The following is a 23693-nucleotide window of genomic DNA, read 5'->3' on the forward strand; positions in this document are numbered from 1 at the left end:
GAGATTACCTGCAAACGCCAAGAACGTCTGTCCGCGCAATGTCACAACAACACACAGGATCAGGCAAGGATTGCACAGGAATGCACTAGTGCCCGCAGCGCTGGAAAAGAAACAATGCCTTACGACAAACCGATTGAGGATGTTTCCATGCTTGTTCAAGCCTACGGTGCCCACGCGGGCGACAAACCCCTTGAGCCGATGCAGATCAACCGCCGCGCGCCGGCCGCCCATGATGTGCAGATCGACATCGCGTTCTGTGGCATCTGCCATTCCGACCTGCACCAGGTGCGCGCCGAGTGGGCCGGTACGCAATTCCCGTGTGTCCCGGGGCACGAAATTGTCGGTCGCGTTTCGGCGGTCGGCGCGCATGTTGCGGACTACAAGGTCGGTGATCTGGTCGGTGTCGGTTGCATCGTCGACAGCTGCAAACATTGCGATGACTGCGAAAGCGGTCTGGAAAACTATTGCGACGGCATGATCGGCACCTACAACTTCCCGACGCCGGATGCACCGGGCTGGACGCTGGGCGGCTACTCGCAAAACATTGTCGTGCATGAACGCTACGTCCTGCGCATCCGTCATCCCGAGGCGCAACTGGCCGCCGTCGCACCGCTGCTGTGTGCCGGCATCACCACCTACTCGCCGCTGCGCCACTGGAACGCTGGCCCGGGCAAAAAAGTCGGTGTGGTCGGCATCGGCGGCCTCGGCCACATGGGCATCAAACTGGCCCACGCCCTGGGCGCCCACGTTGTGGCGTTCACCACCTCCGAATCCAAACGCGAAGCGGCCAAAGCGTTGGGTGCCGATGAAGTGGTGGTGTCGCGCAATGCCGAAGAAATGGCCGCCCACACCAAGAGTTTCGACCTGATCCTCAACACCGTCGCCGCGCCACACGATCTCGATGAGTTCCTCGTACTGCTCAAGCGTGATGGTGCGTTGACGCTGGTCGGTGCGCCGGCCACCTCGCACCCGTCGCCGAACGTGTTCAACCTGATCATGAAGCGCCGCACGATTGCCGGTTCGATGATCGGCGGCATCCCTGAAACCCAGGAGATGCTCGACTTCTGCGCCGAGCACGGCATCGTCTCCGACATCGAACTGATCCGCGCCGACCAGATCAACGATGCCTACGAACGCATGCTCAAGGGCGATGTGAAATACCGCTTCGTGATCGACAACGCAACGTTGGCGGGCTAAGCGCAAACGGCCGATTGGCAGCCAAGTGTGCCAATCGGCTATTCAATTCCGTCGCCGGAATTTGACAGGCCCGGCGTTGCTCGCCAGAGTCGCACCCCTTTTTCCTGCCATCGGGCCGCAGGATTGTGCTGAACAGGGGTTGCCGTTGAACGAACAGACATTGTCCATGCGTCTTGAACGCGTGGCCGCTCACGTGCCCGCCGGTGCCCGGCTGGCGGATATCGGCTCGGATCACGGCTATCTGCCGGTGGCGCTGATGCGTCGTGGTCTGATCACCTCGGCCGTGGCGGGTGAAGTCGCATCGACGCCGTTCCACGCGGCCGCACGCACTGTGCGCGAAAACGATCTGCAGCAACACATCAGCGTACGCCTGGCTGATGGTCTGGCGGCGATCAAAGCCTGCGACGGCATCACCGCCATCAGCGTCTGCGGCATGGGCGGCGAAACCATCCGCGACATCCTCGACAGCGGCAAGGCTCACCTGAGCGGCGAGGAACGTCTGATCCTGCAACCCAACGGCGGCGAACAGCCGTTGCGCCAGTGGCTGATGGACAACGGCTACCGCATCCTCAGTGAAGAAGTGCTGCGGGAAAACCGCTTCGACTACGAAATCATCGTCGCCGAACGCGCCGAACCGGTGAGCTATACCGACAAGGAGCTGTACTTCGGCCCTTTGCACCTGCAGACCCGCAGCCCCGCATTCCTGATCAAGTGGCAGCACAAACTCCGTCATAAGCAAAAGACCCTGAGCCACCTCGCCCGCGTGCAGCACAATCTGCCTGAGCAAAAGCTGCAGGACATCAACCGACAAGCGCGCTGGATTAACGAACTGCTGGCCTGAGCGCCAGCGTTTCGCGCGAGGATCACCTGGGTCCTCACGCCCGCATTTGATACACCACATCACAAATGATGTACCTCAAGCCCCATTTATCAATTCCCGCCTGCCTCTTAAAGTTCTCTCCAACAGCCGCCCATCACTCCGACGGGCCAGCGACTGGAGATACCCGAAATGCCTTTCATCAGCGTACGTATCACCCGTGACGGCGTGACCCGCGAGCAGAAAGCCCAGGTCATCAAGGAAATCACCGAAACGATGGAGCGGGTTCTGCACAAGGATCCGAAACTCACCCACATCGTGATCGAAGAAGTCGACACCGATAACTGGGGTTATGCCGGCATCACCACCACCGAGTATCGCCAGCAGTTGGCGGACTCGCAGTCATGAGCCGGGCCGTGAAAATCGATTTCGTCTCAGATGTCGTTTGCCCTTGGTGCGCATTGGGCGCCACCGCTCTGGAGCAAGCGATCGAGAATCTGGCGGGCGAAGTCGACGTGGAGTTGACCTACAAACCGTTCGAGCTGAATCCCGACATGCCCGCCGCAGGTGAAAACGCCATCGAGCACATGATGCGCAAATACGGGCGCACTGCCGAGCAAGTGGCGGACCGCAACGCGATGATTATCGAGCGCGGTGAGCAGATCGGCTTTCATTTCGACCTGGAAAAACGCAGCCATTTCCACAACACCTTCGATGCTCATCGATTGCTGTTCTGGGCCGCCACACAAGGACGTCAGCGTGAGCTGAAGCAAGCCTTGCTCAAGGCCTACTTCACGGACGGCAAGAACCCGAATGACCACGCCACGCTGGTGATGCTGGCAGAAGCCGTCGGGCTCGATGGTCCGCGTGCGCAAGAGGTTCTGGCCAACGCTGAGTTCAGCCAGGCCGTACGCGAACTTGAACGGTTTTATCAGCAACGCGGCATCGATTCGGTTCCGGCCATGGTGATCGATGACAGACAGGTCATCCCCGGTTCCCAGTCCATTGCTTATTACGAGCAAGCATTACGTCAGGCAGCGCAGCTCCCGGCTCACGCCTGACCCGCGAAATCCGCTTTTTCAACCATCCAGATTGCATGAGGAAACATCATGAGCACGTCCAACAAAGTTGTTGTGATTACCGGTGCCTCGCAAGGCATTGGCGCAGGCCTGGTCAAGGGTTTCCGCGAGCGCGGCTATCAGGTTGTCGCGACGTCCCGCTCGATCAAACCGTCTACTGACCCGGATATTCTCGCCGTCGCCGGTGACATCGCCGACCCGCAGACCGCCGAGCGCGTGATCCGCGAAGCCGTCGCACGTTTCGGACGTATCGACACGCTGGTGAACAACGCCGGGATATTCGTCGCCAAGCCTTTCACCGAATACAGCAAGGAAGACTACGCCCAAGTCGTTGCCACCAACATGAGCGGCTTCTTCCATATCTCGCAACTGGCGATTACCGAAATGGAGAAAAACGCCAGCGGCCACATCGTCAGCGTTACCACCAGTCTGGTTGATCACGCAATTGACGGCGTACCGTCAGTGCTCGCGTCGCTGACCAAGGGTGGCATCAACGCGGCGACCAAATCCCTCGCCATCGAGTACGCCAAACGCGGTATTCGGGTCAACGCGGTATCGCCCGGCATCATCAAAACACCGATGCACGGAGAAGAGACGCACGCCGCCCTCGGCAGCCTGCACCCGGTCGGCCATATGGGTGAGATCGATGACATCGTGCAAGCGATTCTCTACCTGGATAGCGCGAACTTCGTCACTGGCGAAATCCTCCATGTCGACGGTGGTCAAAGCGCTGGCCATTGATACCACCCTGCTGCGCCGCCGGTATGTACCGGCGGTGTCGCTTCATGAGATAAGCCTGAGAATGGACCGTCAGTTGATTCCCGGTGTACTCACATGAAGCGCCACTTTGATGATTTGCAATTAGGCAGTATCGAACTCTTTTGCCTCGCCGCTGAAGCGGGCAGTTTCACTGCCGCCGCCCAACTCGCAGGGGTTACACCCGCCGCCGTGAGCCGCTCGATTCTTCGTCTCGAAAAGCGCTTGGGTTCACGCCTGTTTGCCCGCACCACCCGTAGCATTCGCTTGACCGAGGCCGGCAGGAACTTTTTCCTGCAGTGCAGCCAGGCCCTGACCCAACTGGTCGAAGCACAACAAGAGATCATGGGCGCACAGACGTCACCGTCCGGTCAGTTGCGCATCAGCCTCCCCACCACTTACGGGCATCACCGCATCCTGCCGCTGCTACCGAGATTCCGCGCGCTCTACCCCGACGTGACTGTCGACATCCACTTGGGCAACCGCAATATCGACTTCGTCGGCGAAGGTTACGATCTGGCAATCCGTGTCCGCGCCCAACCGGACTCGACCATGGTCGCGCGTCTGTTGGAGGATGCAAAACTGGTGGTGGTCGCCTCCCCCGAGTACCTGAAACAGGCGGGAACACCAAAGACGCTGGAAGATCTGCGGCAACACGAATGCATTCAGTTTGAGCTGCCCAGCAGCGGGCGGCGGATCTCCTGGCTGTTCCAGGAAAACGGCCAGGATCGTGAAGTGATTTCCGACGGCGGCTACTCCTGCTCCGATGATGTGCTCGGTGGCGTGACCCTGGCCAAGCATGGCGCCGGGGTCTTTCAGACCTACAAATTCATCGTTGAAAAAGAGCTGGCCGATGGCAGCCTCGTCGAAGTGCTCCAGCCGTACGCCGGGCGCTCGCGACCTTACACCTTGCTGTACCCGCACGGCCGGTATGTGCCGCAACGGGTCAGGGCTTTTGTTGATTTTCTGCTGCAGTTTCGTGATGAGTGGGCGCAGGTTTAGTGCTGAACAAGGGATAAATCGGTTGAAAGGCGTTTCACCATCATCCGGAACAGGACCTTGTTCGCGCTGACAGCCGGGCGCTGCTGGAAAATTTACAGGGCCGGCGCCATGCTATGCTTCGAAAGAGAAAACGAGGGGTTCATATGACGGGTTCAGCCACTGGCGGCGTTGCGAGCGAAGTCCGCAAACTCGCCCAAAAGCATAAGGTTACCGCTGAGCGTGACAGCATGAGCTGCATGGCAGCGACCATTACTCGCCTGGCAGGTGATGCTGTCGAGCTGGATGGCATTGAGCAATTGCTCGTCAATCTCAAGCGTAAAGGTGTACTGAACAAAGCAGAAATCATGGCCCTGCAAGGACGCTACCTTCAAGAAAAAAGGCGTTGCAAGAGGCAGCTTAGCGCATGACTTTCGACCCCTTCGGCGATTTCGAGACTGAAGGTTATCTTCAAAACTCGCTCAAACTGAAAGACCCCCTTGAAGTCAAAGAGTCCGAACACCTCTCCTTCGAAGCCAGTATCGAAGATGCCCTTGCTTATCTCGCCAAGAAAAAACCCATCGACTACAAAGCTGTCCTAAAGACCCACGAAATACTGTTCTCCGGTTTTTATCCGTGGGCAGGAAAAGACAGAAATGAACTGGTCCCCCACCTCGCAGTTTTCAAAGGGTCGAAAGATGATCCGCATCACACGATATTCGAACGTCCTGACCTGATCAAAAGATCCGTCGAATACGCCTTTGAACTCGCAGCAAATAAAAAACGCTTTCGTCAGCGCCCCGGCGAAGTAATGGGCCAGTTGGCGTCCGCCCACCCGTTTCTGGATGGCAATGGCCGCACAATCCTGCTCATCTACATGGAATTGAGCTATCGGACCCGGTTCGCCATTGACTGGTCAAAAACCAATAAAGACGATTACTTGCGAGCACTTGCCGACGAGATTCGAGATCCTTTCAAAGGCCATCTGGACGATTATCTGACCCCCTTCGTCATCGACATCTCCAGTCGCGATGAATGGCCGGCAATGATTGGCGGGATAAAGGGTCTGGACGGACTCGACAAGGAAGGGATTACGTATAAGAGCCTGGATGATCCTGAGGTCCAGCGACTTTATAAAGCGTATCGAGCAATGCCCCTTGAATGATCAACGCGCTCCTTGGCGTAGCTGTTGAAATCCGGGTTCTGGCTTCACAACAAACAAAAGCCTGCTTTTCAGGGCAGGCTTTTCGTTTGCATTACGCGGCTTACTTCTGCTGAGCGGTCAGCGCCGAGTAGCTGTTCATCAGGTTGCGATAGTTGGGGATGCGCTGCGACAGCAGATTGCCCAAGCCTTCAATGTCGTTGCGCCAGTCGCGGTGCAGCTCACACGCCACCGAGAACCAGTTCATCATCTGCGCACCGGCCTGAGTCATGCGGCTCCATGCGGCTTGTTGCACCGTGGTATTGAAAGTGCCGGAAGCGTCGGTCACTACAAACACATCAAACCCTTCTGCCAGCGCCGACAAGGTCGGGAACGCTACGCAGACATCCGTGACCACACCGGCAATGATGATCTGCTTGCGGCCAGTAGCCTTGATCGCTTTGACGAAGTCTTCGTTGTCCCAGGCGTTGATCTGGCCTGGACGAGCGATGTACGGCGCGTCCGGGAACATCTCTTTCAATTCCGGCACCAACGGGCCGTTCGGGCCTTGTTCGAAACTGGTGGTGAGGATGGTCGGCAGTTCGAAGAACTTGGCCAGATCGGCCAGGGCCAGCACGTTGTTCTTGAACTCGTTTGGCGAGAAGTCCTGCACCAGGGAAATCAGACCGGTTTGATGGTCGACCAGCAGCACGATGGCGTCGTCTTTGTTGAGGCGGTTGTAGGTTGGAGTGGTCATGGTGGGCGTCCCTTTTCAATGTTGGATTTGTTGTTGCGTTCAAGTTGGGTACAGATTACTGACGCACAGGAACGGGATAAATCGGCTGAAAGGCGTTTATCCGTCAACTCAAAAGGGACAATCTCTGGCGACCACGATCGCGCCACCTCGCCCACCGACCGCGTGCTGTTGAGCAGGAAATCGCGCGCCGCGTGCATCCTGCGCTCGAGCACCCGCTCACTAACGGGCATGTGCCGAAGCAGGCGCCCTCACCCTAGCCCTCTCCGTCAGGAGAGGGGACCGATTGGGGGATATTGGCGATGAACGCCGACGTGCAATAGCGCCTGTGAATCCATGACCGCCAAGCATTGCGGATGAACCCGTAATCGACGCGATCTGTCAGGTCGATGCATAACCCAAGACATCTCGGTCGGCACCCTCTCCCTCCGGGCGGTCCGACGTTTCGGGAGGGTTGGGGTGAGGGGCCGCCGTTGCAGCGTCGAACTCGGCTTACAAGGTGTAGGAAATCCCCACCTGCAGCGTTCTCGGCGCACCCGGATAGGCATAGATGTTACCGAACGCCCCCTCTTCATAATCGCGGTCAAACAGGTTTTTCAGGTCAAGGTTGAGCCGCACCTTCTCGTTGACCTTATAGAAGCCGAGCAGGTCGACCACGGTGTAGCTGTCCATCGAGAAAGCAGTGTTGGCGGTTTGCCCAGCACGCTCGTCGACGTACTTGAGTCCGGTGCCCAAGCCCAGGCCTTTGAGCGCACCGTCCTGAAACTCGTAGACGTTGAGCAGGCTGAAGCTGTTTTGCGGAATGTTCATCAGCCGCGTGCCCGAGCGGATCACGTTGTCCTTCGTCACTTCGGCATCCACGTAGGCGTAGCCGCCGATCACGCGCCATTCGGGAGTCAGGTTGCCGGCGACGTTCAGGTCAAAACCACGGCTGCGCACTTCCCCGGCGGCGACGCTGAAGGTCGAGTCCACCGGGTCGGTGGTCAGCACGTTGCGTTTTTCGATCTGATAGATCGCGGCATCCACGCTCAACTGATGATCCAGCGCTTCCCACTTGATGCCCATTTCGTATGACTTGCCTTTCTCCGGTGCGAAGCCTCCGCCCGTGCGGCTCGCGCCGGTGTTGGGCTTGAACGAGCGCGCGGTGTCGGCGTAGATCGCCAGGGTATCGGTCAGGTCGTAGGTCACGCCGATGCGCGGGGTCACCGCGTTGTCACTGGCCTGCCAGTTTTTGCCGCCCGGCACATAGGTTTCATAGTCGTGTTCGAAGCGCTCGAAACGTGCGCCGGCCAGGACCTTCAAACGCTCGGTCAACGCGACCTGATCTTGCACGAACGCAGCGTAGGTCTTGAGGTTTTCCTTGTCGTGGGTCGGCGTGCGGGTCAATGCCGGGCGCGACTGGCCGTACACCGGATCGAAGATGTCGATCGGGTAGGCGCCGACCGCGCCGCTGGAGCGCTGAATGATCGACTTGTAATCGTAGTCTTCGTATTCGATGCCGGTCAGCAAGGTGTGCTGCAGGCCACCGGTGCTGAAATGCCCGGTCAGGTTGAGCTGGGTGTCCTTGTCGGTCCATTCCAGTTTGCGGTAGTTGAAGTTGCGCCCCAGGGTGCGACCGTCAGCGGCAATGCCGTTGGCCTCGATCGCATTGCCCTCAAGCGAACCGTCGAGCCACTGGAAACCACCGCCCAGCGTCCAGTCATCATTGAGTAGATGTTCGAAGCGCAGTTGCGCCATGTTGTTGTCGTTGTGCAATTTGCCGGCGTCTTTCTCGCCGAAGAATGTATCGCGCGAGGCGGTGCCAATCTGCTTGGCGTAACGCGTCACACCGCGATCCAGCGGATGATTGTTGCGCATGAAATCACCCTCGAAGATCACCCGGGTGGCATCGCTGGCCTGCCAGGTCAGCACTGGCGTGATGCCGTAGCGCTCGGTCTCGACGTGATCGCGGAAGGTATCGCCGCCCTCGCCCACCACGTTCAGTCGATAGGCCAGGCGACCGTCTTCATCCAGCGGGCCGGACGCGTCCAGAGTGCCGCGCTTCATGCCTTGATCGTTCAACTGACTGCCCAACGTGACCGTGCGCTCGGCCAACGGCTGCTTGGACACGACATTGAAGGTACCGCCGGGATCGCCACGGCCATAGAGCATGGTTGCCGGCCCGCGCAACACTTCCAGACGCTCGATGGTATTGGCGTCGGGCATGTTCGGGTAGCCGCGATTGATCGGGAAACCGTTGCGGTAGAACTCGCCGGTGGTGAAGCCGCGCACGGTGAATGTGGTCAGCCCCTGCCCACCAAAATTGTTCGCCCGACCTACGCCGCCGGCGTAATCGAGCGCGTCTTGCAGACGCGTGGCGCCGAGGTCTTCGACCGCATCCTTGGTCACTACGCTGATCGATTGCGGGGTTTCATGGATTGAGGTGTCGGTACGGGTGGCACTGGCCGAACGCGTCGCGCGATAGCCCTGCACCGGGCCGTCGGCCCGTTCGTAATCCGCCGTGCCGACCACGTCGGTCGCCTCCAGCTCTAACGCTGAAGATGTCGAATCGGCCTGTTCGGCCCATGAGGAAGAAGACAACGCCTGCAGCACGCAAATTGAAAGCAGAGTACGACGCATGAAATGAAAACCTTACGAATAGGCCAGAACGAGGGGTAAAACCGCCAGCAAAGCGCCGCGGATGGTATACCAAGCGCTCCGTAATTGAAACTTATTCCCATTCGTATGTTTAACCGACCGAGTGCCGGCAGGTAGGTCACCCATTGCGTCGCACAAAAAACCTTGGTCAAACGTGCAAAAGCTGTTTCGTCATTGCCATCGAAGTATCTAGGGATTGCCCGGTACGCTGCAGCTTGTTCAGCAAACTGGCGCCCAACCACAGCTGATAAAGGGTTTCCGCCAGATGCCGGGCATCGCCCTTGGGCAGGCTGTTTTCAGCCTGACCCTGCTCGATACACAGGGTGATGCGCGCCACCACTTGCTCGGCGCCATCGCGCAAGGTCAGGCGCATCGACTCCGACAAGTCGGCGACTTCGGCGCTGAGTTTCACCACCAGACACTCATCGCCATGGCCTTCGAGGGTGCAGCGATTCTGCCAGCCCTGCCAGTAATCCATCAGCCGCTCGTAGGCGCTCAGGCCTGGCAGCGTCAGGCGCCGCTCCATGTCGGCGAGGTAGTCGACAAAGTAATCCGCCAGCAATGCCTGGCCGTATAACTCTTTGGATTTGAAGTAGTGATAGAACGACCCCTTGGGCACACCGGCGGTTTGCAGGATCTCGTTGAGGCCGACACTGGTGAAGCCCTTCTCGGCCATCATCCGGTGGCCGGTGTCGAGCAAATGTTGGCGGGTGTCGTCGTAGGTCGGTTTCATGGGGCGCGAATTACCAGGCAATAGACCAGTCGTATTTTGAGAGGAACGGAAGTTTGCCATACCTGTCGATGAAAAACCTTCGGATAAAAAATTACTAGACGACTGGTCTAATTGGAATCTATGCTGCGCCCCGACAAACGTTTTCTGACCGGTGTGGCCGATGCGCGAATGTTTCGCCCAATCGAAGACACCCGACCTACGCAAGGTGCTCTATGAAAATCTTGATGGTTCTGACTTCCCACGATCAACTCGGCGACACTGGCAAGAAAACCGGCTTCTGGCTGGAAGAGTTCGCCGCGCCCTACTACGCCTTCAAAGACGCCGGCGCCGAGATCGCCCTGGTTTCGCCGGCTGGTGGCCAGCCGCCGCTGGACCCGAAAAGCGATGAACCCGATGCGCAGACCGCCGAGACCGATCGCTTTCGCCAGGACCCGGCCGCACAACAGGCACTGGCCAACACCGGTCGCCTGGCCGACGTCAGCGCTGAGGGTTTCGATGCCGTGTTTTATCCGGGTGGCCATGGCCCTCTGTGGGATCTGGCCGAAGACAAGCACTCGATCGCGTTGATCGAAGCGTTCGACCGCGCCAACAAGCCCCACGGTTTTGTCTGCCATGCGCCTGGCGTATTGCGCCATGTCCTCACCGCTGACGGCAAACCGTTGGTGCAGCATCGCGAAGTCACCGGTTTCACCAATTCCGAAGAAGCCGCTGTCGGCCTGACGGACGTGGTGCCGTTCCTGATCGAGGACGAGTTCCAGCGCCTCGGTGGTCATTACTCGAAAGTCGCTGACTGGCAGGTTCATGTGGTCGCCGACGGGCAACTGGTCACTGGCCAGAATCCAGCCAGCTCCGCCGCCGTCGCCGAGAAATTGCTGAAGATGCTCGGCTAAACCCTCGCGCAACCCTTCCAAACGCCGGGTGCGTCTTGCCCGGCGTTATTTTTTCGCCCAATCAATAGACGACTGGTCTAATAAGCCACGAACAAGGTCATCCATGAACCACAGCAGTTTCTTCACCCCCGCCAAACTCGGTCACCACACCCTGAAAAACCGTATCGTCCTGCCGCCCCTGACCCGCCAGCGCAGCACCCAGCCGGGCAACACCGCCAATGAGCTGATGGCCGAGTATTACCAACAGCGCGCCGGCGCCGGTCTGCTGGTCACCGAAGGCACGCAGATCGAACCCCGTGGCCAGGGTTACGCGTGGACGCCGGGCATTCATACGCCGGAACAAATCGCCGGATGGCGCAAAGTCACTGAGGCCGTTCATGCTGTGGACGGGGTGATTTTCGCCCAGCTGTGGCACGTCGGCCGCGTCTCCCACACCGCGTTGCAACCCGGCGGCGCAGCCCCGGTTTCAGCTTCCGCCGTGGCCACTGACCGCGTCAGCGTGTTTATCGAAACCGCGCCCGGCGCCGGTGAACTGGTCACCCCGTCGGCACCGCGCGCACTGAGCACCGATGAAGTTCAGGAACTGGTGCAGCTGTATATCCAGGCCGCGCGCAACGCCATGGACGCCGGCTTCGACGGCATCGAATTGCACTGCGCCAACGGCTATCTGGTCAACCAGTTCATCTCCGCCCACAGCAACCTGCGCGACGATCAGTACGGCGGCTCGCTGGACAATCGCCTGCGTTTCTTGCGCGAAGTGGTGGCCGGCGTCGCCGAATGCATCGGCAAGGAAAAAGTCGGCGTGCGCTTCGCCCCGCTGTTCACCACCACTGATGAAGCGCGGACCTATTTGGGCATGGTCGAGGAAGACCCGCACACGACTTACATCGAAGCGATCAAAGTGCTACAGGACGTGGGCATCGCCTATCTGTCGATCGCCGAAGCCGATTGGGACAACGCCCCGGCGATGCCATTGAGGTTTCGTCAGGCCGTGCGCGAGACCTTCAGCGGCGCGATCATTTACGCCGGGCGCTACACCGCAGAATCCGGCGCGCAACTGCTCGATTCCGGGCTGGCGGATTTGGTCGCTTTCGGCCGTCCGTTCATGGCCAACCCGGATCTGCCGGCGCGCATTGCCAATAACTGGCCGTTGAATGCACTGAACCCGGCGACGGTGTATGGCGGCAACACCGAAGGCTATACCGACTACCCCGTTTATTCCGGCTGACCCTCCCTGGCGCCATCAAGCGCTCCCGAAACATCGGGAGCGTTCATCCGAGTCGGAGTGCAAGCCCTTGTGGGAGCGAGCCTGCTCGCGAAAGTGGCATGTCAGTCACCCAAAATGTTGAATGTGACGACGCCTTCGCGAGCAGGCTCGCTCCCACAGGGGAGATCTGAATATTCAGGCTTCGGTGAGATACGATTCGCCAATACCCGGAATCACTCAATTCACCGCACAAAAACCTATACACAAACTACAATCTGTACAACTATCTGGACTTAACGCTTAAACGTCCACGCGGCAGCCTGCTGCTCTTACCCTGAATTCGTGAAATGAACAAAACCCGTCGGCTGTGCCTGGTGCTGGGTGACCAGCTCTCTTTTGATCTGGCGTCATTGGCCGATCTGGATGGCAAACAAGACCATGTGCTGATGGTCGAGGTCATGGAAGAAGCCACCCATGTCGCCCATCACCCACAGAAGATCGCGCTGATTTTCAGCGCCATGCGTCACTTCGCTCAGGCGCTGGAGAACCAGGGTATCCACGTGCATTACGTGGCCCTCGACGACCCGCAGAACAGCGGCTCGGTGCCCGGCGAGTTGAAGCGCTGGCAAGATTTGCTGCAGGCCAGCGAGTTGCACGTGACGGAATGCGGAGACTGGCGCCTGGAGCAATCGCTCAAAGCGTGTGGTGTGCCGATCCACTGGCACGCGGACGGCCGCTTCCTGTGCAGTCGCGATGAGTTTCGCGCTTGGGCTGCGGGCAAAAAACAGTTGCGCATGGAGTTCTTCTACCGCGAGATGCGCCGCAAAAGTCGCCTGTTGCTCAACGGCGACGGCACACCGGTCGGCGGCGCGTGGAACTTTGACGCCGACAATCGCAAAGCCCTGCCGAAAACCGTCAAGGCGCCCTACCCGGCCGGTTTTAGCAACGATGCAATCACCGTCGAAGTCCTCGCCTTGGTAAAAGACCGTTTCGCCAGTCATTACGGCAGTCTGGATGATTTCAATTACCCGGTGACGCATGCCGATGCCCAGGCACTCTGGGCGTACTTTCTCGACTACGCCCTGGCCGGGTTCGGCGATTATCAGGACGCCATGGCCAGCGATGAGCCGTTTCTGTTCCACGCACGCATCAGCGCAGCGCTGAACATCGGCTTGCTGGACCTGCGCCAACTCTGCAGTGACGTGGAGTCGGCCTATTGGTCCGGCAGCATCGCGCTGAATGCTGCCGAAGGTTTCATCCGCCAACTGATCGGCTGGCGCGAATATGTCCGAGGCGTTTACTGGCTGCACATGCCCGAGTACGCCGAGGGCAATGCATTTGCCAACCAGCGGCCATTGCCGGAGTTCTACTGGACCGGTGCAACCAAAATGAATTGCATGCGCCAGGCCATCGGCCAAAGTCTCAAACACGCCTACGCCCATCACATCCAGCGCCTGATGGTGACCGGCAATTTCGCCCTGCTCGCCGGCATCGCGCCGAAGCAGATCTGTGAATGGTATCTGGCGATTTACATGGACGCGTTCGATTGGGTCGAACTGCCCAACACCCTCGGCATGGTCATGCACGCCGATGGTGGCTACCTCGGTTCCAAGCCCTATTGCGCCAGCGGCCAGTACATCAACCGGATGTCCGATTACTGCCGCGACTGTGCTTACTCGGTGCGCGAAACCACGGCTGACAACGCCTGCCCGTTCAACGCCTTGTACTGGCATTTCCTGATGCGCCACGGCGAGCTTTTAAGGAGCAATCAGCGCATGGCCATGATGTACAAAAACCTCGATCGCATGTCGCCAGATAAGCAACAGGCACTGTGGCAACGCGGCCAACACTTGCTCGATGCGCTGGATAACGGCGAATCGTTATGAAAACGCATGCGCCGCTGGCCCGCGTGCAACTTAAACAGGCCGCCCCGGGTCAATGGCTCACAAAGCTTACGAAGCAACCTGGGTGTTCGCTTGAAACACGCCTATTGAACGCAGACCAATAATCAAGGCATGAGGGGTGGATATCCTGAAACAGCTTACTCGCGAGGAGCTTGAGTCCGAGGTCACGCGCCTGCGCCTGGCCGTCAAAGCGACCTGCGACGCCGTCTGGGACTGGGATCTGACGACCAATCGGATTGTCTGGAACGACGCGCTGCAACAGGCGTACGGCTATGCACCGCAGGCCATTGACGCGACATGTGACTGGCGCTTTGCGCAGATCCATCAGCAGGATCGCGCGCGCGTGGAGACTTCGATTCGGGCGGCGATGGCGGGCACAGGCGACACCTGGAGTGCCGAGTACCGCTTCCGCTGTCAGGACGGTTCCTACGCCGAGGTGCTTGATCGCGGGCATCTGATCCGCAATGCCGATGGCCAGGCCGAACGGATGATCGGGGCCATGCTCGACCTGACCCGTTCGCGCAGTGCCGAAACCGCACTGCGCAAGAGTGAAGAGCGCTTCAGCACCATTCTGGAAACCATCGAAGCCGCGTTCGCCATCGTCAAAGTCAAATTCGACGCCGACGACCACCCCATCGATTACTGCTTCGTCGAGGCCAACCCGGCGTTCGAACGTCAGGCCGGGGTCAACCTGCGGGGCAAGTGGGTCACCGAGTTTGCGCCCAACCTGGAGAAATTCTGGTTCGAGACCTACGGCCACGTCGCCAAAACCGGCGAGCCGGCCAACTTCGAGAACTACGCCAACACCTTCGAACGCTGGTTCGATGTGCGCGCCGTTCGCGTCGGTGACCCGGCCGATCGGCAGATCGCGATCTTCTTCAGCGACGTCACCGAGCGCCGCGACGCGCAAGAGCGCTTGCGCGTCAGCGAGGCGATCGCTCGGGAAAACATCGAACGGGTGCAACTGGCCCTCGCCGCCGGCGCCATTATCGGCACCTGGCACTGGCACTTGCCCACCGATCGCTTCTACGTCGACGAAGCCTTCGCCCGGGTCTTCAACCTTGACCCTGCGCTGGGCCGCGACGGTTTGAGCCTGGAGCAAGTGGTGACGACCGTGCATCCCGATGACCGCGAGGGGCTGACAGTGGCAATCAATGACGCCATTGCCCGCGGCGGGGCGTATTCGCACCAATATCGAGTGCGCGGTGAAGATGGTAAATACACCTGGATCGAAGCCAACGGACGCGTCGAATGCGCCGAAGACGGCACGCCTTTGCGCTTTCCCGGCGTGCTGATCGATGTCGAAGACCGGCGCAATGTCGAAGACGAACGCGACCGGGTCACCGCCGCGTTAAAGGCGCTCAACGACACCCTGGAACAACGCGTCTCGGCGCGCACTGCAGAACTGATGCAGGCCGAAGAAAAGTTGCGCCAATCGCAGAAAATGGAAGCGGTCGGCCAACTCACCGGCGGTCTGGCCCATGACTTCAACAACCTGCTGGCGGGAATCTGTGCTTCCCTTGAGCTGATGGAAAAACGCATCGCCCAGGGTCGTTTGAACGACATCGACAAATACATGCTGATCGCCCAGGACGCGGCCAAACGCGCCACCGCCCTGACCCATCGCCTGTTGGCCTTCTCCCGCCGCCAGACCCTTGATCCACGGCCGACTGAAGTCAACGCACTGATTGCCGGCATGACCGAACTGATCCAGCGCACCGTTGGCCCGAGTATTCGCCTGAGAACGGTCGCCGCCGCCGATCTGTGGCCGGCGCTGGTCGATGCCAGTCAACTGGAAAACGCCCTGCTCAACCTGTGCATCAACGCCCGCGATGCGATGCCCGATGGCGGCAGCATTACCGTCGAAACCGCCAATCGAACCCTGGATGCTGAATCGGCGCGCACAAGGGAGATGCCCGAAGGGCAATACCTGTGCCTGTCGGTTGCAGACACCGGTACCGGAATGAGTGCGGAAGTCATGGCCAAGGCCTTCGACCCGTTTTTCACCACCAAACCGCTGGGCCAGGGCACGGGGCTCGGGCTGTCGATGATCTACGGATTCACCAAACAGTCCGGCGGGCAAGTGCGGGTGCAATCGACCGTGGGACAAGGCACCATCATCTGCATTTACCTGCCGCGCTACCGCGGCGAAACGCAGTGCAATCACGATGACACGCAAAACTCGGCAACCCTGCAGGCAAAGGCCGGCGAGACCATCCTGATTGTTGACGACGAACCCAGCGTTCGAACGCTGCTCAAAGACGTGCTGAACGACCTCGGCTACAACCTGCTCGAAGCGTGCGACAGCGTTGAGGGGCTGGAAGTATTGCGTTCCAGCGCGCACATCGATCTGCTCATCACCGATGTCGGTTTGCCAGGCGGCATGAACGGGCGGCAGATGGCCGATGCGGGCCGGCAAATCAGGCCGAGGCTGAAGACTTTGTTCATTACCGGGTATGCGGAAAACTCGGTGATTGGCAACGGCCAACTCGGCCCGGGCATGCAGGTGCTGACCAAACCCTTTGCCGTCGATACCCTGGTGTCACGCGTCAGTGGCCTGCTGGCCATTGATGTCGAATGAGGGTTGCGCAGCGGACGTCATGAACCGGTTGCGCCCCGCCGTCTTCGCTTGATACAGCGCCTGATCGGCGCATTCGATCAGAGCGTTCAGCGGCTCCAGGTGCTGACCACGCGCAGTGGCAATGCCGATGCTCAGGCTCACCCGGGCCACGGGACTGGTGGGGTGGGCAATGTTGGCTTGCTGCAAGCGCTCGATAATCAGCTGCGCCACCACCGCAGCGCCGTCAACATCGGTGTCGGGCATGATCACGGCGAACTCTTCGCCGCCATACCGCGCCACCAGGTCCGACGGCCGCCGCACACACGCATCCAGCACACTACCGACGGCTTGCAGACAGGCGTCGCCGGCAACGTGCCCGAGCGCATCATTGAAGCGCTTGAAATAGTCGATATCGATCATCAGCAACGCCAGCGACGAGCCGTCGCGCTTTGCCCGCCGCGCCTCTGTGGTCAGGGTCTGGTCGAAGCAGCGCCGATTCGCCAGCCCGGTCAGCGCATCATTCATGGCCAACAGTTCCAGTTGCCGATTAGAGCCGAGCAACTGCTGCTGAGCGATGCGCAGTTCGCCTTCCACCTGGGTTCGGCGACGGATATCGAGGATCAAGAACCAGCCGATCAGACCGGTGAGCCCCAACAGACCCGCCACCACCACCGCCGACAGCAGCGCCTCCGTACGCCACGCCGTAAGCGCTTCACGCTTGCCGATGGCGACAGTGGTGATCAGCGGCAACTTTTCACTTTTGCGGAAGGCATAGAGGCGTTCGACGCCATCCAGGCTGGAGGTATAAGACGCGGTGCCGACCGATTGATCGACCAGGTACTTGGCGTAGAGCAGCGACTTGGAAAAATTGCGGCCCATGTCCTGCTCGCGGAAGGGATAGCGCACCAGCAACGTGCCGTCGGTATAGGACAAGCCGATGGCGCCCTCCTGGCCGATGTCGAGTTTGCCGAACAGGCGCAGAAAGTTTTCCACGCCCAGGGTCACGGCCACGACGCCGGCAAACTCGCCGCGATCATCATTGAAACGGCGGCTGACGGTGATCACCCATTCCTGATTCGAACGACTGCGGATGGGTGGCCCGATAAAGGGTTCACGACTCGGGTCGTCGCGATGATGAATGAAATAGGCCCGATCAGTGCTGTTGGCACCCACCGGAATCGGCCGGTTCGACGACATCAGCCAATGACCATGGCGGTCATAGATGGTGATACCGCTCAGCTGTGGCATCAGTGGTTGCTGGCGTTTGATCAGCGCGCTCAAGCGCTGAATCTGCGCGGGGCCACTGCCTTCGGTTTCCAGGCGTTCGACCAGCCCGAGCAACAGCAGCGAACTTTGCCGGACTATACCTTCGGAATAGGTCTCGAGTGCCTGGGTCAGGTTCAACCCGTGCACGTTGACTTCCTCCAGCGCGCGATCGCGAGAGGACAGCACTTTCCAGATGGTCAGCGACGCCAGAGAGCAGCCGATGACCAGCAGCAAGAGGATGACGAGGTGGGTATCACGCTTCACGAAAGTACCTTATGGAAAGTCCGGTTTCCCGTTCCGGCCGTTACTGATCCAGGGCAATAACAGCAGTCGTATGTCCTCGACCGGCGCAAGGATACAAGTAGCGCGTTGAACGCGCAGCAACTGCGTGACGGAACGTCGTTTTCAGGCGATAGGCGTTGTTTCGCAACGACACGGCGTCGGCCTGCAACTTATATTCAAGGCCGCAGGTCATTAGGATTGCTGAGGTTGAATCCATCCGCAAACCTCTAAAATTGAAGACACTGCCGTGGCCGCTGACCTCGATCGCCGCAATAACCTGTCACTGGACAGCCTGAATTTTTTCCTCGCCGACGTGCGCGACGGCCTCGGCCCTTATCTGGCCATTTACCTGTTGGCGGTGCATCACTGGGAACCGGCGAGCATTGGTCTGGTGATGACCATCGCCGGGGTCGCCGCGCTGATCACCCAGACACCCGCCGGCGCCTGGGTCGACAACAGCCGGCGCAAACGTGCGTTGATTGCGATCGCCGCGCTGGTGGTGACCGGAAGCTGCCTGCTGCTACCCTTCGTGACGTCTTTTACTTGGGTGGCGTTGACCCAAACCTTGAGCGCAATGGCTGCCTCGATATTCGCCCCGGCCATTTGCGCGATTACCCTGGGCATGACCGGGCCACGGGCGTTCACCCGGCGAACCGGGCGCAACGAAACCTTCAATCATGCCGGCAATGCCTGCGCCGCCCTCCTCGCCGGTGTGTTCGCTTACCTGTTCGGCCCGGTGGCGGTGTTCTATCTGATGGCGGCCATGGCCCTGGCCAGTGTCATTGCCATCGCCTGCGTTTCTCCAGCAGCCATCGACCATGATCTGGCCCGTGGACTGGACCCCGCCGACGCTAGCCACCGCCAGCCTTCCAGTTTGTCGGTGTTGCTGAGCAACCGGCCGCTGTTGTTGTTCGCCATTTGCTGTGCACTGTTCCACCTCGCCAACGCGGCGATGTTGCCACTGGTGAGCCAAAAACTGGCGCAAGCCAATTTGCAGATGGCCACCCCGCTGACCTCGGCCTGCATCGTGGCCGCGCAACTGGTGATGGTGCCGGCGGCATTACTGGTCGGGGCGAAAGCCGACCTGTGGGGACGCAAGCCGCTGCTACTGGCCGGATTCCTGATCCTGCCGGTGCGCGGCGTGCTCTACACGCTGTCGGACGATGCCTATTGGCTGGTCGCGGTGCAGTTGCTCGACGGCGTCGGCGCGGGCCTGTTCGGCGCATTGTTTCCGATCATGGTCAAAGACCTCACCCAGGGCACTGGCCACTTCAACATCAGCCTCGGCGCACTGACAACGGCCTTTGGACTCGGCGCGGCACTGAGCAACGGCCTCGCCGGATTTGTTGTGCAGGAGGCCGGTTACAGCGCAGCGTTTCTGACCCTGGCCGGTATTGCGGCGGTGGCGGTTGTGTTGCTTGGGATCGGGGTTCCGGAAACCCAGCGCAGTGGCCGTCAGACTAAAACCGGGGTGGTCGAGGCCAGAACTGAACCCTCAGCGTAATCCATATCCCGTCCCTGCCCTCTCATCGCCGCCCTATCGTGTTTGCGCGCCGCGCCAAACGGGCGCGGCGGATGTGCGCGGCGTTAACAATCCAGATTCAGTGGATCAGGCAAGCAATCCAGAGGAATGCACTTCGGCGCTGAGGAGCTGATCGAGAGAATGTTCGTGCACAGGCTCAGACGAATAAACCCTCAATCGCAAGGACATTCCAGTGAAAGGTTTTTGCTTGGCCTTCGGGCTGCTCTTCAGTACTTTTTCAGCAATGGGAGCCGATATGTCGAACGGCGCAGACAACTTCTACACCAGCGATAAAGTGACCGTGGAAAAGGTCACCTTCAAGAACCAGTACGGGATGAAGGTCGCAGGCAATCTGTTCAGCCTGAAGAACCTCGACCCACAGTCCAAAAATGCCGCGATCATCGTCGGCCACCCAATGGGCGCAGTGAAGGAGCAAAGCGCTAATCTCTACGCGACCAAAATGGCCGAACAAGGCTTCGTCACGCTATCGTTCGACTTGTCCTTCTGGGGCGAAAGCGAGGGCCTGCCACGCCAGTCGGTTGCGCCGGACATTTATGCCGAAGACTTCAGCGCGGCGGTGGACTTTCTCGGCACTCGCTCACTGGTCGATCGCGAGCGTATCGGCGTTATCGGTATTTGCGGCAGCGGCAGCTTCGCCATCAGCGCCGCCAAGATCGACCCACGTTTGAAGGCGATTGCCACTGTCAGCATGTACGACATGGGTGCTGCCAACCGCAACGGCCTCAAACATTCGCTCACGCCAGCGCAACGCCAATCCATCATTGAACAGGCGGCGCAGCAGCGTAACGCGCAAGCCTGGGGCGGCCCGGTCCGCTACACCGGCGGCACACCGCTCAAACTCACCGGCAACGCCGTGGGTGACGAGTTCTACGATTTCTACCGCACCCCGCGTGGCCAGGTCACCCCGGCCGGTGCTTCGCCGCAGACCACCACCATGCCGACGCTGATCAGCAATGTGAAGTTCATGAACTTCTACCCGTTCAATGACATCGAGAGCATCTCCCCGCGCCCGCTGCTGTTCATTGCCGGTGCTCAGGCGCACTCCCGCGAGTTCAGTGAAGACGCGTACCAGCGCGCGGCCGAGCCCAAAGAGCTGCTGATCATTCCAGGATCCGGCCATGTCGACTTGTACGACCGGGTCAACCTGATTCCCTTCGCCAAATTGACCACGTTCTTCAACCATAACCTGAAGTAAAGTCATCGCAACACTGCTAGCGCTTTAAAACGCAGACACGACAAAAGCCTGCTTTCAGGGCAGGCTTTTGTTCGGTCGCGTCGGCTTACTTCTGCTGAGCGGTGAGCGCCGAGTAGCTGTTCATCAGGTTGCGGTAGTTGGGGATGCGCTGCGACAGCAGATTGCCCAAGCCTTCAATGTCGTTGCGCCAGTCGCGGTGCAGCTCACACGCCACCGAGAACCAGTTCATCATCTGCGCACCGGCCTGAGTCATGCGGCTCCATGCGGCTTGTTGCACCGTGGTGTTGAAGGTGCCGGAAGCGTCGGTCACTACAAACACATCAAACCCTTCTGCCAGCGCCGACAAGGTCGGGAACGCTACACACACATCCGTGACCACACCGGCAATGATGATCTGCTTGCGACCGGTAGCCTTGATCGCTTTGACGAAGTCTTCGTTGTCCCAGGCGTTGATCTGGCCTGGACGAGCGATGTACGGCGCGTCCGGGAACATCTCTTTCAATTCCGGGACCAGCGGGCCGTTCGGGCCTTGTTCGAAGCAGGTGGTGAGGATGGTCGGCAGTTCGAAGAACTTGGCCAGATCGGCCAGGGCCAGCACGTTGTTCTTGAACTCGTTTGGCGAGAAGTCCTGCACCAGGGAAATCAGGCCGGTTTGATGGTCGACCAGCAGCACGATGGCGTCGTCTTTGTTGAGGCGGTTGTAGGTTGGAGTGGTCATGATTTGCTTCCCTTTTGAGCTTTTGAAGTTGTTGTTGCGTTCAAGTTGTGTACAGGTTACTGACGCATCGAAAAGGGATAAATCGGTTGAAACGCGTTTCACCGTCAACCTGAACAGGACAATTCAGCGACAACGTTCTCTTCGCTCCCACATTGGAGCCAGCAAAGTCAGGGTTATTAGCTAATAACACCTTCATTAAACCGTCGCTCAAACGTTGTACTAGGATAGGATCCAAGTCTGCGGTATTTCGTCGACCAAGGAGATTGTCGACAGTGCGGCAGACGTTTTTGAATTAACGCCTCTCAGGGATGACACGCATATGAATTCACACTTGTTCCCCCACATCGGCAAGGTCATCGCCAGCACCGGCAGTCGGCACTTTCCGCGCATGCTGCATGACCTGATCCTGACGCAACTGGCGGTAGACGCCACGCACATCCGCCAGATGCGTGTCGAACCGGTGAGCCGCGCGTCGAGCCGCAATGAGCCGGAGCCACTGAAAGAGCCGGCGCTGCTCGCCGAAACGGTGTTTTCCGAACACAGTGCGGCTGCCCACCACTTACAGAATCCGCCGGCCACGACCAGCGCGGACGCCTCGCAACTGCACCTGACCCGGCGCAAGGACGGCTACCGCTACGTGATTTCGGTGTACCGCAACGGCGAGTCGCAGCGCTTTTCCGCGCAGGAACGCAGCCTGTTGCAGGACATTTCCCCGGTGCTGCTGCCGATGGTGGAAAAACACATCAACGCCCTGCAACCGGCCACCGCTGATCCGCAGACCCCAGCCGAGGCCGCCGAAGGCAGCGGCCTGGAAACCTTGCGCCTGCGCTTTGACGAGCGCCTGGAACAACTGGGGCTGAGCCTGTCCAACCGCGAAACCGAAGTGTGTGTCGGCCTGCTCGCCGGCCGCACGGCGCCGGAACTGGCGGAACAATTGGCGTTGAAGGTCAACACCGTGGAGAGCTATCTGAAACGGGCGGCGATCAAATTGGGCATCAGCGGGCGGCATTCGTTAATGCGCTGGATGTATTCGCCGTTGGAGGCGTCGGCGTCGAGTGCGGCGTGACAGAGTTGAATTTTGTGCACCGCTCTGGACCGCTACCCCCTCACCCCAGCCTTCTCCCCCAAGGGGGCGAGGGGGAAAGGGAGCTGATGTCCGGGCCTTTCAAAACCAGAGTTCGACTCGGTATCTCACGTCGGCGTATTTCCAGCAAACACCGTGGTCAGTCCCCTCTCCTACTGGGAGAGGGTCAGGGTGAGGGCAATCGCGCGACATGCTCCAATGCCTGATTCACCGCCAATTCCCCCAACATCACCACTTGCGCGATGCCCAGCAAGGTATTGCGATGCGGCCCCTCCAGCATCCCGGCGAAATCACACAACATGACCGAAGCCGAGGCCAGCGATTCACAAGCGTTTGCCAGCAGGGATTCGGTATCAGTTTGCGGGTTGACCCGGAACATAGCGTTGGGCATGTAGGGCGTGGCCATGATGTTGGCCGCAGTGACCGGCGGATCGGGTGTTTTTGACATTCGCACAAACTCCTTCTGCGCAGCGAGGGAGCAAGCTCCCTCACGCGGCCGTTTTGAGCGCGGAAGGGTTGAGGTAGAAATTGATCGCCCGTTGTGTGGCCTCTTTGATGTTTTGAGGTTCCAGTGCGGCGTCTTAGGGGATCGGATCGGTGTCCGGAGGGTTCGGCGTAACTTTGAACATATTTATCTAATTCCTGAAGTAGGGCCGCGACCGTTCTCTACTAAAAGAAGGGTGGCGGCTGTGCACAGGTTAGTAGACCGGTGGAATTAGCAAGACCGGCGCGCCCGAGGGCGCCCTGCGCACAACCACCATTGAGTGCAGGCAGTGACGCGCCTGACTAAATGGAACTCATGCACTTACTAATACCAATCGGGCTACTAAACCCGACCACTGATAGGCAGTGGCAGGGAAACGATAGAGCCCATGGGATAAGCGCACAAGCCGGCGGATTCTGGCGTACGCGTAGGTAACGACGCAAGGTGTTGTAGGCGGTATGACGTAAC

Annotated in this window: 21 protein-coding genes; 15 read left to right on the plus strand and 6 right to left on the minus strand. The window is 59.4% G+C overall.

Going from position 1 to position 23693, the window contains the following annotated elements:
• The first annotated feature begins 147 nt into the window (after positions 1-147).
• The 8 genes from BK670_RS13895 to BK670_RS13930 all read left to right on the plus strand — a co-directional run bounded on the left by BK670_RS13895 (position 148) and on the right by BK670_RS13930 (position 5992).
• Positions 148-1197 carry an NAD(P)-dependent alcohol dehydrogenase gene (locus BK670_RS13895; RefSeq protein WP_123451383.1) on the plus strand — a complete coding sequence of 350 codons (1050 nt, stop codon included), beginning with the start codon at positions 148-150 and terminating at the stop codon, positions 1195-1197.
• 145 nt (positions 1198-1342) lie between these two features.
• Positions 1343-2038, plus strand: a complete 696-nt coding sequence (locus BK670_RS13900; protein ID WP_311197026.1) for a tRNA (adenine(22)-N(1))-methyltransferase — start codon at positions 1343-1345, stop codon at positions 2036-2038.
• A 168-nt stretch (positions 2039-2206) separates the two neighbouring features.
• Positions 2207-2422: a tautomerase family protein gene (locus BK670_RS13905; protein ID WP_007916028.1), complete on the plus strand. Its 216-nt coding sequence runs from the start codon at positions 2207-2209 to the stop codon at positions 2420-2422.
• Positions 2419-3075 (plus strand): DsbA family oxidoreductase, encoded by a 657-nt coding sequence (locus tag BK670_RS13910; RefSeq protein ID WP_123450346.1) that lies wholly within the window; start codon positions 2419-2421, stop codon positions 3073-3075. The genes BK670_RS13905 and BK670_RS13910 overlap by 4 nt, the downstream gene beginning before the upstream one ends.
• A gap of 48 nt (positions 3076-3123) precedes the next feature.
• Positions 3124-3834, plus strand: coding sequence for an SDR family NAD(P)-dependent oxidoreductase (locus BK670_RS13915; RefSeq protein WP_123450348.1), 711 nt, complete (start codon positions 3124-3126; stop codon positions 3832-3834).
• A 93-nt stretch (positions 3835-3927) separates the two neighbouring features.
• Complete coding sequence (locus BK670_RS13920) at positions 3928-4851, plus strand: LysR family transcriptional regulator (RefSeq protein ID WP_123450350.1); 924 nt, start codon at positions 3928-3930, stop codon at positions 4849-4851.
• Positions 4852-4994: 143 nt separating this feature from the next.
• On the plus strand, positions 4995-5258 hold the full coding sequence (locus tag BK670_RS13925; RefSeq protein ID WP_095126629.1) for a hypothetical protein: 264 nt from the start codon (positions 4995-4997) through the stop codon (positions 5256-5258).
• Positions 5255-5992, plus strand: a complete 738-nt coding sequence (locus BK670_RS13930; RefSeq protein ID WP_123450352.1) for a Fic family protein — start codon at positions 5255-5257, stop codon at positions 5990-5992. The genes BK670_RS13925 and BK670_RS13930 overlap by 4 nt, the downstream gene beginning before the upstream one ends.
• Before the next feature lie 100 nt (positions 5993-6092).
• Here BK670_RS13930 and ycaC (BK670_RS13935) read toward each other — a convergent pair whose 3' ends face one another.
• The 3 genes from ycaC (BK670_RS13935) to BK670_RS13950 all read right to left on the minus strand — a co-directional run bounded on the left by ycaC (BK670_RS13935) (position 6093) and on the right by BK670_RS13950 (position 10092).
• Positions 6093-6725: an isochorismate family cysteine hydrolase YcaC gene (gene ycaC / locus BK670_RS13935; protein ID WP_007916011.1), complete on the minus strand. Its 633-nt coding sequence runs from the start codon at positions 6723-6725 to the stop codon at positions 6093-6095.
• A 489-nt stretch (positions 6726-7214) separates the two neighbouring features.
• Complete coding sequence (locus BK670_RS13945; RefSeq protein ID WP_123450357.1) at positions 7215-9341, minus strand: TonB-dependent siderophore receptor; 2127 nt, start codon at positions 9339-9341, stop codon at positions 7215-7217.
• A 166-nt stretch (positions 9342-9507) separates the two neighbouring features.
• Positions 9508-10092: a TetR/AcrR family transcriptional regulator gene (locus tag BK670_RS13950; protein WP_123450358.1), complete on the minus strand. Its 585-nt coding sequence runs from the start codon at positions 10090-10092 to the stop codon at positions 9508-9510.
• A 212-nt stretch (positions 10093-10304) separates the two neighbouring features.
• On the opposite strand from BK670_RS13950, the gene BK670_RS13955 reads away from it, so the two are divergent.
• From BK670_RS13955 to BK670_RS13975, 4 genes are all read left to right on the plus strand, one after another.
• The gene (locus tag BK670_RS13955) at positions 10305-10982 is read left to right on the plus strand and encodes a type 1 glutamine amidotransferase domain-containing protein (RefSeq protein WP_123450360.1); all 678 of its coding nucleotides are present in this window, start codon (positions 10305-10307) and stop codon (positions 10980-10982) included.
• A gap of 103 nt (positions 10983-11085) precedes the next feature.
• Complete coding sequence (locus tag BK670_RS13960; RefSeq protein WP_123450362.1) at positions 11086-12210, plus strand: alkene reductase; 1125 nt, start codon at positions 11086-11088, stop codon at positions 12208-12210.
• A 326-nt stretch (positions 12211-12536) separates the two neighbouring features.
• Complete coding sequence (locus BK670_RS13970) at positions 12537-14075, plus strand: cryptochrome/photolyase family protein (protein WP_123450366.1); 1539 nt, start codon at positions 12537-12539, stop codon at positions 14073-14075.
• Between the two features lie 136 nt (positions 14076-14211).
• Positions 14212-16674, plus strand: coding sequence for a hybrid sensor histidine kinase/response regulator (locus BK670_RS13975; protein ID WP_123450368.1), 2463 nt, complete (start codon positions 14212-14214; stop codon positions 16672-16674).
• On the opposite strand, the gene BK670_RS13980 is transcribed toward BK670_RS13975, so the two are convergent.
• Positions 16636-18183: a sensor domain-containing diguanylate cyclase gene (locus BK670_RS13980; protein WP_123450370.1), complete on the minus strand. Its 1548-nt coding sequence runs from the start codon at positions 18181-18183 to the stop codon at positions 16636-16638. The two genes, BK670_RS13975 and BK670_RS13980, sit on opposite strands and share 39 nt — an antisense overlap.
• 265 nt (positions 18184-18448) lie before the next feature.
• Between BK670_RS13980 and BK670_RS13985 the strand changes: the two genes are divergently transcribed.
• Both BK670_RS13985 and BK670_RS13990 read left to right on the plus strand, forming a co-directional pair.
• Positions 18449-19705 carry an MFS transporter gene (locus tag BK670_RS13985; protein WP_123450372.1) on the plus strand — a complete coding sequence of 419 codons (1257 nt, stop codon included), beginning with the start codon at positions 18449-18451 and terminating at the stop codon, positions 19703-19705.
• 211 nt (positions 19706-19916) lie between these two features.
• Entirely contained in the window at positions 19917-20939 is a 1023-nt protein-coding gene (locus BK670_RS13990) for an alpha/beta hydrolase (RefSeq protein ID WP_123450374.1), read from the plus strand.
• 85 nt (positions 20940-21024) lie between these two features.
• On the opposite strand, the gene ycaC (BK670_RS13995) is transcribed toward BK670_RS13990, so the two are convergent.
• The gene (gene ycaC, locus BK670_RS13995) at positions 21025-21657 is read right to left on the minus strand and encodes an isochorismate family cysteine hydrolase YcaC (protein ID WP_123450376.1); all 633 of its coding nucleotides are present in this window, start codon (positions 21655-21657) and stop codon (positions 21025-21027) included.
• A gap of 319 nt (positions 21658-21976) precedes the next feature.
• Here ycaC (BK670_RS13995) and BK670_RS14000 point away from each other — a divergent pair, with 319 nt between their 5' ends.
• Complete coding sequence (locus BK670_RS14000) at positions 21977-22723, plus strand: response regulator transcription factor (RefSeq protein WP_123450378.1); 747 nt, start codon at positions 21977-21979, stop codon at positions 22721-22723.
• Positions 22724-22907: 184 nt separating this feature from the next.
• On the opposite strand, the gene BK670_RS14005 is transcribed toward BK670_RS14000, so the two are convergent.
• A complete protein-coding gene (locus tag BK670_RS14005; protein WP_185036772.1) occupies positions 22908-23189 on the minus strand; it encodes a DUF6124 family protein in 282 nt (93 codons plus the stop codon).
• Positions 23190-23693 lie beyond the last annotated feature (504 nt).

It is taken from the genome of Pseudomonas fluorescens (assembly GCF_003732425.1).
GTDB classification, from domain to species: Bacteria; Pseudomonadota; Gammaproteobacteria; order Pseudomonadales; family Pseudomonadaceae; genus Aquipseudomonas; species Aquipseudomonas fluorescens_BE.